Source organism: Streptomyces coeruleofuscus (assembly GCF_039532725.1).
GTDB classification, from domain to species: domain Bacteria; phylum Actinomycetota; class Actinomycetes; order Streptomycetales; family Streptomycetaceae; genus Streptomyces; species Streptomyces coeruleofuscus.
Genome location: NZ_BAAASE010000012.1, coordinates 118003 through 132176, shown reverse-complemented (window position 1 = coordinate 132176; position 14174 = coordinate 118003). Strand labels below are relative to the sequence as shown.

Here is a 14174-nt window from a genome sequence, read left to right as displayed (position 1 = left end):
TATCTAAACGACGTTCTCTGTTGTGTACGCGAGCCAACGCGGGAGGCACAGTGACCGGTTCAGGCTTATCCCGCAGTCGTCCGATCGTCGCGTCCCTCGCCGTCCTGCTCGCCGCCTCCGGCTGCTCGGTGGCCGGTGCCGACCCCATCGGCGGCGGCCCCGACACCCTGCGCATCGTCCTGCCCGAGGAACCGCCCACGCTCGAACCCTGTGACGCCTCACTGACCGCGACGGGCCGGGTGACACGGGCCAACATCACGGAGGCGCTCACCGAGCGGGAACCGTCCACCGGACGCCTCGAACCCGCCCTCGCCACCAAGTGGACCCGGGATTCCGCCACTTCGTGGACCTTCACCCTCCGCAAGGGTGTCACCTTCCACGACGGCTCGCCGTTCACCGCGGCGGCGGCCGCGTTCTCCGTCAAGCGCGCCACGGACTCGGGGATCGACTGCAACGTCGACGGCTACATCTTCGCCGACAGCGAGCTCACCGCCACGCCCGTCGACGACACCACGCTCCGGGTCACCACGGCGAAACCCGACCCGATCCTGCCGCTGCGCCTGTCCTTCGTCGAGATCGTGCCGACGAGCACCGACCCGGACTCCCGCGTGCGCGAGCCGGTCGGCACGGGCCCCTACCGGATCGACGAGTGGAACCAGGGCCGGTACCTGCGGCTCAAGCGCTTCCCCGGCTACTGGGGCGAGGCGCCCGACTTCAAGGCCGCCACCTATGTCTGGCGCGCCGAGGGCAGTGTGCGCGCGGCCATGGTGACGAACGACGAGGCGGATGTCGCGATCGGGCTCGCGCCGGAGGACGGGGCGGGCGACCGGGCCGTCGAGTTCGCCACCAACGAGGTCTCGTACCTGCGGATGGACGCCACCAAGCCGCCCCTGGACGACATCCGCGTCCGGCAGGCCGTCAACTACGCCATCGACCGGGAGGGTCTGGTCACGGCGGTCTTCGCCGGCCGGCCCACCGGTCAGCTCGTCGCGAAGGGCGTCACCGGCCACAACCCGCGCCTGCGGCCGTGGCCCTACGACCCGGAACGCGCCCGGAAGCTCGTCGCCCAGGCCCGCGCCGACGGAGTCCGCACCGACACCACGCTCACCATCATCGGCCGCAACGGCATCTACCCGAAGGCCGCCGAGGCGATGGAGGTCGTCCAGGACGGCCTGATCAAGGCCGGATTGAAGGTCAGGATCAAGATGCTCGACGTCAACGCCTGGCTGGAGTACCTGCTGCGCCCCTTCCCCGCCGGCGACACCGGCCCCACCCTGCTCCAGGCGCAGCACGGCAACCAGGCGGGGGACGCCGCGTTCACGATGGCGCAGATCTACGGCAGCGAGGGCGCCCAGAGCAGCTACGGCACCGACGCCCTCGACACGCTCATCGAACGGGCCGAGCTCGCCTCGGGCGGGAAACGGCAGCAGGCGTTCGCGGACGCGTTCACATACCAGAACGACAAGGTCGTACGGGACGCCGTCATGGCCAACATGACCGGCCTGCTGGCCCTCTCCCCGAAGGTCCGCTACCGGCCCGACCCGTCCACCAGCGACGAGATGCGGCTCGCCGACATGCGGCGCGCGGACTGAGGGAGGACATCACGTGCTGACCCTGCTGCGCCGCCGGGCGGTCTCCAGCGTCGTCCCACTGCTCGTGGTGGTCCTCGGCGTGTTCTTCCTGGCCCGCCTCACCGGCGACCCCGCCAACCTGTACCTGCCGCTGAGCGCGACGCCCGAGATGCGGGCCGAGTTCGCCGCCCGCAACGGCCTGGACGACCCGCTGATCACCCAGTTCGGTGACTACCTCGCCCAAGTCGTCCATCTCGACTTCGGCGAGTCGCTGCGCACCGCCCAGCCGGCCGGCGAGGCCGTCCTGCGGGCCTTCCCCGCCACCCTCCAACTGGCCGGCTGGACGATGCTGCTGGCCATCGTGGGCGCCGTGGTCATCGGCAGCCTGGCGGCCTACCGCCCGAACTCGGCGACCGACCGGATCGCGAGCTTCCTGTCCTCCACGGCGGCCAGCGTCCCCGACTTCTGGATCGCCATCATGGGCGTGCTGGTCTTCGCGGTCACGCTGGGCTGGCTGCCCACCTCCGGCACGAGCGGCGCGGCGGCGTGGGTGCTGCCCGTGGCCACGCTGCTGATCCGCCCGTTCGGCGTGCTGGTCCAGGTGGTGCGGGGCGCCATGGTCTCCGCGCTGTCCGCGCCGTACGTGAAGGTGGCGCGCGCCAAGGGGGCCTCCGAGCTCCGGGTGGTCTTCGGGCACGCCCTGCGCAACGCCGCCGCACCGGCGCTGACCGTCGCGGGCGATCTGGCCGTGGGGCTGGTCAACGGGGCCGTCGTCGTCGAGACGATCTTCGGCTGGCCCGGAATCGGCAAACTCATGATCGACTCGGTGCTCCAGCGCGACTTCGCGGTGCTTCAGGCGGCGGTGCTCCTGACCGCTCTGGCGATCTTCGCCCTCAACATCCTGGTGGACCTCAGCCACGCGCTTCTCGACCCGCGGGTACGGCAGCGGGCGGCGGCATGAGCCAAGGACGGGACATGCTTCAGAAAGCCACATCGGAGACGGGCGGTACCACCGTACGGCGCCGGTGGTTCACCCTGCTGCTCCGGGACCGGTTCGCCTGCGCGGCGGCCCTAGTCCTGCTCCTGGTCGCGCTGTGCGCCGTCCTGGGACCGCTGCTGGCCGAGGACCTGGCGACCCGCCAGAACCTGCGCGCCCCGGGCCGGCCTCCCTTCAGCCTCGATCACGGCTGGGCCTTCGTCCTCGGCAGCGACTCCCTCGGCCGGCCCGTCGCCGCGCGGCTGCTGACCGCGGCCGGGACGACACTGGCCGTGGCGGTGCCCGCCGTGCTGTGCTCGCTGGTGATCGGCTCGGTGTGGGGCATGTGGGCGGGGTATCACGGCGGATGGCGCGAGAACGTGTCGCTGCGGGTGGCCGACGTGATCCTCAGCTTCCCCTCCCTGCTGCTGGCCGTGGTGGTGCTGTACGTCTTCTCGCCGAGTGCGGCGAGCATCGTGCTGGTGCTGGCCGTCGCCCGGATCCCCGTGTATCTGCGCACGGCCCGGGCCGAGGCGGCGGAGCTGCGCAGCCGGCTGTTCGTGGACGCGGCCCGTACCTTCGGCACCGGCGGTTGGGCGACCATACGGCGGCATGTCGCGCCGAGTGTGCTGCCGACGCTGCTCACCGTCGCCGCGCTCGACTTCTGCTTCGTGATGCTCGCCGAGTCGTCGCTGAGCTTCCTGGGCATCGGCATCCAACCGCCTGACGTGAGCTGGGGGCTGATGGTCGCCCAGGGGCGGCAGGAGTTGCAGAGCGCGTGGTGGATCGCGCTCTTCCCAGGGCTCGCGATCGTCCTCACGACCGTCTCGGCGACCGTTCTCGCCTCCTGGGCCCGGATGACGACCGACCCGGGGCAGCGGTGGCGGGAGGGGGTCCGGCGGAGTGGGTGGCGCGCTCGGGCGGCGCGCGGGGCGAGCGCGGACCCGGCAACGCGTGACCGTGCCGGCGCCGAGCCGGACACGACCACCGCTCCGGACGGCAGCCGTCCCGCCGGCACTGAACAGCCCACTGCGGCCGACGTCCTGGTCGTGGACGACCTGTCCGTCGACGTCCACACCCCGGCCGGGCCCGTCCACGTCGTCCGCCGGGTGGGCTTCTCCGTGCGGTCGGGTGAGACGCTGGCGCTGCTGGGTGAGTCGGGCTGCGGCAAGAGCATGACCGCGCACGCCGTCGCCGGCCTGCTCGACCCGGTGGCGGAGGTGGTGGGCGGGCAGGTGCGCCTCGACGGCGAGAACCTGCTCGGTCTCGGAGCACGGGCCAGACGCCGCCTGGCCGGCCCCGGTGTCGCCATGGTCTTCCAGGACGCGCTGAGCGCGCTCAACCCCGTCCTCACGGTCGGCACCCAGCTCGCCGAGCCGTTCCGCATCCACGAGGGCGTGTCCCGGCGCGCGGCGAAGGCCAGGGCAGTGGAGCTGATGGAACGGGTGGGCATTCCGGAGGCCCGCTCCCGGGCGGACGCCTATCCGCACCAGTTCTCGGGAGGGATGCGCCAGCGCCTGCTGATCGCGACGGCGGTCGCCCTGCGGCCGAGGGTCCTGATCGCCGACGAGCCCACGACGGCACTGGACGTCACCGTGCAGGCGCAGATCATGGACCTCCTGCGCGAGTTGCGCGGCGAACAGCAAACGGCTCTCGTCCTCATCACGCACGACCTCGGGCTCGCCGCCGAGCACGCGGACCGGGTCGCCGTCATGTACGCGGGGACGGTGGTGGAGACCGGGCCGGTCGCCGAGGTGTTCGGCAAGCCTCATCACCCCTACACCCGAGGCCTGTTGGCGTCGGTGCCGGCCGAGCAGCACCGGGGCTCCAGGCTGAGCTCCATCCCGGGGAGCCCGCCGGACCCGGGTGCGGTGCCGGCCGGCTGTGCCTTCCGTACGCGCTGTCCCATGGCCCGGGAGCGTTGTGCCACCCACCGTCCGGCGCTGACCGGCACCGGGGCCGGCCGCGCCGCCGCCTGCCACTTCGGAAAGGAACTGGCCGATGCCTGAGCACGGGGCACTGCTGGAGGCCACCGGGCTGGCCAAGAGCTTCAAGGTCCGGCGGACCGTGCGAGGCGGCACCCGGCTGCGGGCACTGGACGGGGTGGACCTGACCCTGGGGCGCGGGGAGACCCTCGGTCTCGTCGGCGAGTCCGGGTGCGGAAAGTCCACGCTGGCCAGGGTCCTCCTGCGGCTGGAACGGCCCGACGCGGGCACCGTGCGGTACGAGGGAGTCGACCCCTTCACGTTGTCGGGTGCGGAGCTGCTCGCCTGGCGCCGGAAGGTGCAGATGGTGTTCCAGGACCCGTTCGGTTCGCTCAACCCCCGTCTGTGCGCGGCGGATCTGATCGGCGAGCCGTGGCTGACCCACCGCGGCCTCGTACCCGTGTCGAAGCGGGCGGCCCGCGTGGCCGAGCTGCTGGAGATGGTCGGCCTGCGCGCGTCGGACGCGAGCCGTCACCCGCACGAGTTCTCCGGGGGACAGCGGCAGCGGATCGGGATCGCCCGCGCCCTGGCGCTGGAGCCGGAGGTGATCGTCTGCGACGAGCCCGTCTCCGCGCTGGACCTGTCGGTGCAGGCGCAGGTGCTCAACCTCCTGTGCGACCTGCGGGACGAGCTGGGACTGTCGTACGTGTTCATCTCGCACGACCTGTCGGTGGTGCGGCACCTCGCCGACCGGGTCGCCGTGATGTACCTGGGCAAGATCATGGAGACGGGCCCGACGGAGGAGGTCTACGAGCGGCCGCGCCACCCGTACACGGAGGCGCTGCTGTCGGCGGCCCCCTCCCCCGTGGCCGGCGGCGGCCGCAAACGGCAGCGCGTCCTGCTCACCGGTGAGATCCCCTCCCCGGCCGACCCGCCGTCCGGATGCCGGTTCCGGACCCGGTGCCGGCAGGTGCGGGACCTGTGCGCCGAGGAGATCCCCGCGCCTCCGCCCCGAGGGCCCCTCCACGGGGCGGCATGCCATTTCCCTCTGGAGGAGACACCGCCGGTGACGGTTTGACGGGCGGTGGCGGTCGACGGCATCACCAGCGCCCCTCGCCACCACTCCTCCACGCGGCCGGGCGACTCCGGCCCGCTCGGTCAGTGGCAGCATCCGTCGCCCGGCTGGGGGCCGGGCGCAGTCTCCAGGCGGCAGAAGCACGACGCCTGGATCGGGACGTCGGCCAGCGCGGTCGCCATCCTGAGCTGCTGGGCCACGAGAGCCGCCTCGGCGGTCTTGCCCGTCCGCAGCAGGCACTCGTGGAAGCCGTGCAGGGACCAGACGTTGCCGGGGTGCTGGAGGGGGCGGGGCAGGGTGGCGTCGAGGCCGAGGTCCGCGCGGTAGACCGCCTCGGCCTCCGCCACCCGGCCCTGTTCCAGCAGCAGGGCACCGTAGGCGTGGCGGGTGGGCTGCATCCAGCCCCAGGGCTCGTCGTAGGGAAGGTTGTCGTCCAGCTCGATGGAGCGTTCCAGGGCGGCGAAGGCGAGGTCGTGGTTGCCCTTGCGGTATTCGAGCTCGCCGTCCAGCATGGCCGCCGCGACGGCGAGGATGTCGCGGCAGGTGTTGTTGAACAGCGTCCGCGACTCGGGCACCCGGTTCACCGCCGCGCGGAAGAGCTCGCGCTCGGCCTCCGCCCGGCCGACCTCGCCGGTGGCCGAGAGGGCGACGCCCCGGGCGTAGTGCCGCATGGCGGTGGTCACCGAGTACAGCTCAGGGTCGGCGGGGGCCGGCAGGGAGAGGATGTCGGCCCAGCGGCCGAAACGGATCAGTACGTGGACGCGCATGGCGAGGAAGCCCTCGAGCCAGTCGGCCATCGGGGGGCTCTGCACGCGGAGCAGCTCTTCGGGAATGGCGGCTTCCAGCTGGGCGGCGGTGTCGAGGGCGACCTGTGCCTGGCCGAGGAACATGGCCCCGTAGATCTTGAAGTGGTAGTTGTGCGCCCGGTAGAGGGTGTAGAAGTTCATCGCGCCGGCCCGTCGGCGGAACTTCTCGTCGGCGGCGATCGCGGCGCTGTTGGCCGCGACGACCTGGCGATAGTCCCCGCACAGGACGTCGAGGTGCGAGGGCATGTGGAGCAGGTGGCCTGCGTCGGGGACGATGCCGCGCAGCCGGTCGGCGACGGTGAGGGCCCGCTCCGGTGTCGGGGACATCTCCATCAGGTGGATGTACAGGTGCAGGACCCCGGGGTGCCGGGCGCCCGCGTCGGTCCCGAGCGCGCCTTCCAGGACGGCCCTGGCCTCCGAGGTCCGTGCGCCCTCGGCGGGCTGACCGGTGGTCAGGTCCCACAGCTGCCAGGGGGTGAGGTTCATCAGCGCGTCGGCGTGCAGGGTGGCGATGTCCGGGTCCTCGGGCGCCAGTTCGTAGACCGCGCGCATCGCGTCCGCGTAGGGCTCGTTCCAGACCGAGCAGTCCTCGACGGCCTCCGACTGGGGGTAGCGTGCCCGCAGCGCGCCGATCAGGGCCTGCTCGACCGGGGTGGTCCGGACTGCTTTCTCATGGGCCCGTTCCACGGCGGCGTGCGTACGCTCCACCGTCCGTGCCAGTTCCTCGCCGTCGAAGAATTCCCAGGGCTTGTTGTAGTTCGGGCCCAGCGCGTAGGCGATGCCCCAATACGCCATGGCGCACTCGGGATCGGCCCCGGCCGCCTTTTCGAAGCAGGCGACGGCCTCCTCGTGGTGGAACGCGTATGTCCACACCAGGCCGCGGTCGAGCCAGAGTTGGGCTTCGGCGGAGGAGGTGGTGACGGGACGGCTGTGCGTGCCGAGGTCGAAATAGTCGCCCATGGGATTCTCCTGGGAAAGCGGCCGGGAGCCGTGAGAATAGCGGCTGCGGACGCGCCCTCGATCACCGATGAATTGTCGTATTTCCAGATTAGCGGGGCGCCTTTGAAAACATGACTGACCAGATCGAGGGGCGGCGGCGCAGGAAGACGCCGCCAGGGTCAGACACTGGTCAGGAGCTGCGGCGCCAGGACCTTGATCATGGTGTTGGTCCAGCGGAGCTGCCGGAGCGTCTGCGGGTGGCAGTCGGTGACCAGTGCCAGCAGCCGCTCGTCCCGGGTGGCCTGCGCCGCTTGGGCGAGCATCTCCCAGTGGAGGGAGTTCCGCGCGGCCGCGAGGTGCAGATCGCGCAGGTCGTGCAGGAGGAGCAGACCGGTCTCAGGGCGTCGGCCGAGGGCTTCCGACGCTTTCTCCCGGAGCGTGGCGAGCGCGCCGGGCGACGGGTTGCCGCGCGGGCCGGACAGGTCGAGGCCGTGGTCGCGGCCCGCGTCCGCGAGGCGGGCCGCGTGCTCGCGCGACCAGCGGGCGACGTCGAGGGCGACATGGTGGAACTCGTGGTCGGTGTGGTGCCGTGCGGCGGCGGACAGCAGGTCCTGCTCCAGGTCGCGTTCGCCGTCGTGGAGGAGGCGCAGGGTGGTGCCGATGCCGGTCATGTGCTGCTCCCCGCCGTCTCGGTCCGGGCGCCGGTGTCGCTCGCGCGCCGCGCGACGAGGGTGACGCGCGCCGCGCCGGTCTTGAACAGTGGCTGTTTGGAGACCGGGTCCCAGTCGGTCACGGTGGTCTCGTTGGCGGCGCGGCCGGGGCCGTCGTCGGGCGGGCGGTGGCCCGCCGGGGTGTCCCAGTAGCCGTAGTGGAAGGGCAGGAACACCATGCCGTCGCGGATCGCGGTGGTGCGCAGCCGGGCCCGCACCGCCCCGCGCTCCGTCGTGACCTGCACCAGGTCGCCGTCGGCGAGTCCCTGGGTCGAGGCCTCGGCGGGTGAGATCTCGGCCCAGACGTCCGGCGCTGCGGCGTTCAGCTCGGGGGCGCGGGCGGTCTTCGTGCGGGTGTGGAAGTGGTACACGGTCCTGCCGGTGATCAGCTGGAGGGGGTAGTCGGCGGAGGTGTCCTCGTGGGGCGGCAGGTACTCCGCTGCTTTGATGACCGCCTTGCCGTCCGGGTTGAGGGACCGGTACTCCACGGGCTCCACGCTCGCCCCGGTGACCATGTCCTTGCCGTAGCTCTCGCAGGTGTCGGGGTGGGCGTAGGCGATGCCGTCGGTGTAGAGGCGCGCGGTGCCGTCGGGGGCCTGTTCGGTGCAGGGCCACTGGATGCCGCTGCCGCCGCGCAGCCGTTCGTAGCTCAGCCCCGTGTAGTCGCAGGGGCGGCCGGAGCTGCATCGCTGCCAGGCCGCGAACGCCGACTCGGGGTCGTGCCAGCTGATCAGCGGCCCGTCGTCCTTGTCGCGGAAGTCCATGCGGTGGGCGAAGTCGAGGAAGATGTCCAGGTCGGCCCTGGCCTCGCCGGGTGGTTCGACGGCCTTCTCCGACAGGTGCACGGTGCGGTCGGCGTTGGTGAGGGTGCCGGTCTTCTCGCCCCAGGTCGCCGCGGGCAGGACGACGTCGGCGAGCTGCGCGGTCTCGGTGAGGAACAGGTCCTGCGCGACCACGAACAGCCGTTCCTGGGCGAGGACCGACCGGACGCGGGACAGCTCGGGCAGGGACACGGCCGGGTTGGTGCCGGTGATCCACAGCATCCGGATCGAGCCCTGCTCGGCGTACCGGAAGATCTGCATCGCGTGCGTGGGCGGCGCGTAGTGCGGGATCGTCTCGGGCTTCACGTTCCACACGGCGGCCAGTTCGGCCACGTGCTGGTCGTTCTGCCAGTTGCGGAAGCCCGGCAGGTCGCCGTCCGCGCCGCACTCGCGGGTGTTCTCGGCGCTGGGCTGCCCGTTCATCTGGAGCAGTCCGCGGCCGGGGCGGCCCAGCATGCCGCGGACCAGGTGCAGGTTGTTGACCTGGACGGCGGCGGCGGTGGCCTGGTGGGACTGGTAGACGCCCTGGAGGACCGTGGACAGCAGCCGCTCGGCGGTGCCGAGGATCTCCGCCGCCCGCTCGATCTGCGCAGCGGGCACGTCACAGATCCCGGCCGCCCACCGGGGCGTGCATTCCTCGACCGCGGCCGCCAGCTCTTCGAAACCGACGGTGTGCGCGTCGACGTAGGCCCGGTCGACGCGGCCGGTGCGGATGATCTCGTGCAGTAGCGCGTTGAGCAGCGCGACGTTCGTGCCCGCGCGCGGGGCCAGGTGGACGTCGGCGCGCCGGGCGACCTGCGTGTACCGCGGGTCCACGCACACCAGCCGGGGCGGATCGCCTCCCTCCAGGCGGTCCAGGAGCCGCATCCACAGGACCGTCTGTGTCTCGGCCATGTTGTGCCCGAACAGGGCGACGGTGTCGGCGTGGTCGATGTCCTCGTAGGAGCCGGGCTGCCCGTCGCAGCCGAACGTCTCCTTGAGCGCCTCGGCGGCGGTCGCCGTGCACAGCCGGGTGTTGCCGTCCAGGTGGTTGGTGCCGATGCCGGCGCGGGCGAGCACGGCCAGCGTGTAGTACTCCTCCAGGAACAGCTGTCCTGTGGTGTAGAAGCCGATCGAGCCCGGGCCCTTGTCGTCCAGGAGGTGCCGGGCCCGGGCGGTGATCCGCTCCATGGCGGTGTCCCAGTCGGACTCCACCAGCCGGCCGTTCTCACGGACCAGGGGCCTGGTGAGCCGGTCGGGAGAGGCGTTGGCCTGCCAGCCGTAGAGGTCCTTGGGGCCCAGGCGTCCGCGGTTCACCCGGTCCGCGGCCCGGCCCCGCACTCCCACGATGCGGCCCTCGCGCACCGCGATGTCCATCGCGTCGCCGTTGGAGTGCAGCAGCGAGGCGGACTGCACCCACCGCTCCACGTCCTGCTCGGCGGTCCCGGCCCGCAGATGCGTGTCCGTCCGGGACGGCCACGGCGTGCCGGGGTCGTACGGGGTACGCGCACCCCAGGGATCCGCGATCCGGTCGGCCGGGGTGTCCATGGACCCACCTCCCACAGGAGAACGTTCCCTGGCGAGTACCCCGCCGTGACCACCGAAGTCTCCGGTGACGCTGAGTACAGCAGAGTGGCACAGGGCGCACACTGCGTCGCGGGGGACGATCACCCGGTCGTTCGATCGTGGGCACCTTCGCCGCTGGGCTGGCAGCGGCCAACTCCCGCTCCCTAGGATGTACTTCCTGTCCAGCCAGTCCGTTGGCACGGCACCACGCAGGGGGAACGATGCACTCCGAGAAGCGGTTGTCCACCGAGATCGACGCGAACGTGCCGACGGCAGCGCGTATGTACGACTACTACCTGGGCGGCAAGGACAACTACGCGGCCGACCGTGCCGCCTGCGAGGAACTCGACAAGGTCGTGCCCAGCACGCGCCGCCTGGCCCTGAACAACCGGCGCTTCCTCCAGCGGGTCGTGCGGACCCTCTCCCAGGATTACGGCATCCGGCAGTACCTCGACCACGGATCAGGCCTGCCGACGCAGGACAACGTGCACCAGGTCGCCCAGCACATCGACCCCACGACCCACGTGGTGTACGTCGACAACGACCCGATGGTGCTGGTCCACGGCCGTGCGCTGCTGGAGCAGGACGAACGCACGAGCGTCATCCACGCGGACCTGCGCGAGACCGACCTGATCTTCGACCACCCCGACACCAAGCGGCTGATCGACTTCTCCGAGCCGGTGTGCGTGCTCTTCAACTCGGTGTTCCACTGCATCCCGGACAGCGACACCGACGGGCCGATCGCGGTGGCGCGCCGGGTGCGGGAGCGGCTCGCGCCCGGCAGCTTCATGGTGATGTGCCAGTTGGTCAGCGAGGACCCCGAGGTCCGTGACTTCGTCACGAACTTCATGGACCAGGCGACCCAGGGGCACTGGGGCCGCGTGCGCGAGGAGAAGGACGTCGCCGCGTACTTCGAGGGGCTGGAGATCCTGGAGCCGGGGCTGGTGGAGGTGTCCACGTGGCGTCCGGACACCGAGGTGGCGCCCCGCCAGCTCACCCAGGAGTGGATCGAGTTCGGCGGCGTGGGGCGGATTCCGCTGGAGAAGTGACTCAGGTGCCTCGCGCGGGACGCAGGTCGACCGCGTGAGGCACTCGCGCGTCACGCGTAGCGCTGCTCCATCGTCGTGCGCAGCAGTTCCAGGGAGTCACGGGGCTTGAGCGCCTCGTCCGCGAGGCGGTCCAGCGCGACCCGGTACTCCTCTGTCTCGTCGAGGTCCTCCAGGAAGTTCGCGCTCTTGATGTGCTCCAGGTAGACCACGTCGGGGAGATCGAGACCGCCGAAGCGCAGGTACGTGACCGGGATGGCGGGCGCCGAGGCGTTCGTGACGTTCAGCGGGACGATCTGCAACGTCACGTTGGGGCGTTCGGCCATCTCGACGAGGTGCGCGAGCTGCTCCCGCATCACGTCGGTGCTGCCCAGGACGCGCAGCAACACGGACTCGTCGATGACCGCCCACAGCTGCGGGGCGTCCGGCCGGAGCAGCAACCGCGCCCGGTGCCGGCGGAGTTCCACACGCCGCTCCACCTCACCGGCAGGCGCGTTCGGCAGGCCCCGCTCCACCACGGCCCTGGTGTAGGCGGGTGTCTGCAACAGGCCGGGCACGTACTGGATCTCGAAGGTGCGGATGGTGGCGGCGGCCTCCTGGAGTCCGACCAGCCGGTCGAACCACTCGGGCATCAGCCGCTTGTCGTACCGCTGCCACCAGCCCGGCTCGCCGGCGCGCTGCAACAGCTTGAGCAGCACCGAGGCCTCGTAGTCGTCGGTGCCGTACAGCCGGAGCAGCGCGCGGACGTCGTTCTCCGTCGGCGGGCGGCGGCCCTTGCCGGACTCGATGCGGGACAGTTTCGCGGCGCTGAAGCCGACAGCGCGCGCCGCCTGGTCCTGGGCGAGCCCGGCGTCCTCACGGAAGCCTGCCAGCTGTACACCGACCAGCATCTTCAGCAGAGTCGGCGCCGGCTCGGGCCTGTCCAGGTAGGGTTCCAGACGGGAGATGCGATGCGACGCGGCGGACATCCTGACTCCCAGCAGACCGGCACAAGGGCGATTTACACTATCGCACTCCGCCGGGCGTCCCCGCATCCCCCGGAGAAGCCCCACGCAAGTGGGGAGTTGAGCTCCACATCACCGCGCGGGCTTCACGGCGTACGCACTTCACGGCATGAGGCTTCATGGCATGCGGGCTTCACGGCATGAGGACTTCACAGCAGGTGGTCGAACTCGCCGTCCTTCGCCCCGGCCACGAACGCCGCCACCTCCGCCGCTGTGTAGACGAGCGCGGGCCCGTCGGGGTCGCGGGAGTTGCGCATCGCGATCCCGCCGTCGACCAGAGGGGCGACTTCCACGCAGTTGCCCTCGGCGTTGCTGTGCCGGCTCTTGATCCAGCAGGCGTCCAACGAGCTTGCCTGCACTCCGTTCTGCACTGGTGGCACCACGCTCTCCTCGCTGTTCTCGTTCACGTCCCGGCTCGTGTACCCGACACGGCTTGATTGTCACGCAATTTCTCGTGCAATTGCACGGGAGCGCCGTCAGCGTGGATAATAGCTGCGGCGTCAACCCCCGTGCTGGCGCCGCGACCTGACCTCGCATCGGGGAGATGCCGTGTCATCAGCTGCGCAGCACGTGCTCCGGCCGCCTGGTGAGGCTGCGACGCACGCAGGCTCGCCCGGCACGGGCACCGGATTCCCGCCCGGCCCGCCCGCGGCGACGTCGTACGAGGCGACGCCGTACGGGACCCCGCCCCCGATGCCGGAGACGGTGCCGCCGCCGTCCGGTGCCCTGACCGTTTCGGCCGCCCTGCGCGTCGAGTGCAGCAGGGAGGGGTTCGCGCGCGTCCGGTCCTTCACCCGCGACACGCTGCACATCTGGTCGCTCGGCCACCGCTACGACGACACGACGCTCGTCGTCACCGAGCTCGCCGCCAACGCCGCGACGCACGCGGCACCGGCGGCGGGTGCGCCGGGTGCGCCGGAGATCCGGCTCGGATTCCTCCTGGACCCCACCCATCTGCTGGTCACCGTCTCCGACCCCGACGACCACCCGCCCGTGTACGCGCCCGCCGGCTCCGCCTTGGAGGAGCACGGCAGGGGCCTGTGCCTCGTCGACGCCTTGTCCGAGGAGTGGGGCTGGACCCCCTGCCCTCCGGCGGGCAAGACGGTCTGGGCCAGGTTGTCGACCTGTCCTCCCATCTGACACGACTGCCGCGGAAAGGCCTCACGCCATGCGCAGCGCTTCGACGGAACACTCGAGCAGCGAGCGCCCACAGCGCCCCGACGCCCCGTCCGGGGTGGCCGGGGACACGCCGCTCACGGCCCTGGACCGCGTGCCCTGGGGCGAGATCCAGGACTCCACCGGTTCGGCGGCCGCCATTCCCCTCCTGCTCAACGGCATCGCCTGGGGTGACGCCGACACGGCCCGCTCCGCATTCGACGACCTGCGCAAGCGGATCTGCCAGTTCGGCTTCGTCGTGGAGCAGGCGACGGCCGCCACGGTTCCCTTCCTGTGGGAGCTGGCCAAGCTGCCGCAGGTGACCTGCCGCGCCCAGATCATCCGGCTGCTCAAGAACATCGCCGAAGCCCGGCAGTGGGAGAGCACCGCGGCCGCCTATCCGAAGCTGCTGAACCGCCGGGAGAACCCGGTGGTGTGGGAGCGTGCGGCGCGCCAGGCGGTGCGGGCCCGGCGCGGTGAGCTCGGCCGGCTGATGGCGGACGAGGACACGGAGATCGCCCGGGCCACGACCGAGCTCGCGCGTTCACTGGCCACCTGAGGCCGCGGAACCTCCCGGAGGGTCCGCCGTCCGTGCCCGTTC

General features: G+C 71.5%; 12 protein-coding genes. 7 read left to right on the top strand and 5 right to left on the bottom strand.

Annotated features, from left to right (window positions below; genetic code table 11):
- Positions 1-50 precede the first annotated feature (50 nt).
- Genes ABFX81_RS35540 through ABFX81_RS35525 form a run of 4 tightly spaced genes read left to right on the top strand, consistent with a single transcriptional unit; the run spans position 51 to position 5550 of the window.
- The gene (locus tag ABFX81_RS35540) at positions 51-1592 is read left to right on the top strand and encodes an ABC transporter substrate-binding protein (RefSeq protein ID WP_086854255.1); all 1542 of its coding nucleotides are present in this window, start codon (positions 51-53) and stop codon (positions 1590-1592) included.
- Positions 1593-1605: 13 nt separating this feature from the next.
- On the top strand, positions 1606-2532 hold the full coding sequence (locus ABFX81_RS35535; RefSeq protein WP_086854254.1) for an ABC transporter permease subunit: 927 nt from the start codon (positions 1606-1608) through the stop codon (positions 2530-2532).
- Between the two features lie 14 nt (positions 2533-2546).
- On the top strand, positions 2547-4556 hold the full coding sequence (locus tag ABFX81_RS35530; RefSeq protein WP_346139215.1) for a dipeptide/oligopeptide/nickel ABC transporter permease/ATP-binding protein: 2010 nt from the start codon (positions 2547-2549) through the stop codon (positions 4554-4556).
- Entirely contained in the window at positions 4549-5550 is a 1002-nt protein-coding gene (locus ABFX81_RS35525; RefSeq protein WP_086853208.1) for an oligopeptide/dipeptide ABC transporter ATP-binding protein, read from the top strand. The genes ABFX81_RS35530 and ABFX81_RS35525 overlap by 8 nt, the downstream gene beginning before the upstream one ends.
- An 80-nt stretch (positions 5551-5630) precedes the next feature.
- Here ABFX81_RS35525 and ABFX81_RS35520 read toward each other — a convergent pair whose 3' ends face one another.
- From ABFX81_RS35520 to ABFX81_RS35510, 3 genes are all read right to left on the bottom strand, one after another.
- Positions 5631-7313 carry a hypothetical protein gene (locus ABFX81_RS35520; RefSeq protein WP_086853206.1) on the bottom strand — a complete coding sequence of 561 codons (1683 nt, stop codon included), beginning with the start codon at positions 7311-7313 and terminating at the stop codon, positions 5631-5633.
- 158 nt (positions 7314-7471) lie between these two features.
- Complete coding sequence (locus tag ABFX81_RS35515) at positions 7472-7963, bottom strand: hypothetical protein (protein WP_086853203.1); 492 nt, start codon at positions 7961-7963, stop codon at positions 7472-7474.
- Entirely contained in the window at positions 7960-10350 is a 2391-nt protein-coding gene (locus ABFX81_RS35510; RefSeq protein ID WP_086853201.1) for a molybdopterin-dependent oxidoreductase, read from the bottom strand. The genes ABFX81_RS35515 and ABFX81_RS35510 overlap by 4 nt, the downstream gene beginning before the upstream one ends.
- A 239-nt stretch (positions 10351-10589) precedes the next feature.
- Between ABFX81_RS35510 and ABFX81_RS35505 the strand changes: the two genes are divergently transcribed.
- On the top strand, positions 10590-11417 hold the full coding sequence (locus ABFX81_RS35505; protein WP_086853199.1) for an SAM-dependent methyltransferase: 828 nt from the start codon (positions 10590-10592) through the stop codon (positions 11415-11417).
- A 50-nt stretch (positions 11418-11467) separates the two neighbouring features.
- On the opposite strand, the gene ABFX81_RS35500 is transcribed toward ABFX81_RS35505, so the two are convergent.
- Together ABFX81_RS35500 and ABFX81_RS35495 are read right to left on the bottom strand one after the other, a co-directional pair.
- Positions 11468-12382: a Scr1 family TA system antitoxin-like transcriptional regulator gene (locus ABFX81_RS35500; RefSeq protein ID WP_086853197.1), complete on the bottom strand. Its 915-nt coding sequence runs from the start codon at positions 12380-12382 to the stop codon at positions 11468-11470.
- Positions 12383-12567: 185 nt separating this feature from the next.
- The gene (locus ABFX81_RS35495; protein WP_086853210.1) at positions 12568-12798 is read right to left on the bottom strand and encodes a DUF397 domain-containing protein; all 231 of its coding nucleotides are present in this window, start codon (positions 12796-12798) and stop codon (positions 12568-12570) included.
- 169 nt (positions 12799-12967) lie between these two features.
- Between ABFX81_RS35495 and ABFX81_RS35490 the strand changes: the two genes are divergently transcribed.
- A complete protein-coding gene (locus ABFX81_RS35490) occupies positions 12968-13558 on the top strand; it encodes an ATP-binding protein (protein ID WP_346139214.1) in 591 nt (196 codons plus the stop codon).
- A gap of 28 nt (positions 13559-13586) precedes the next feature.
- Entirely contained in the window at positions 13587-14132 is a 546-nt protein-coding gene (locus ABFX81_RS35485) for a hypothetical protein (RefSeq protein WP_086843956.1), read from the top strand.
- The last annotated feature ends 42 nt before the right edge of the window (positions 14133-14174 follow it).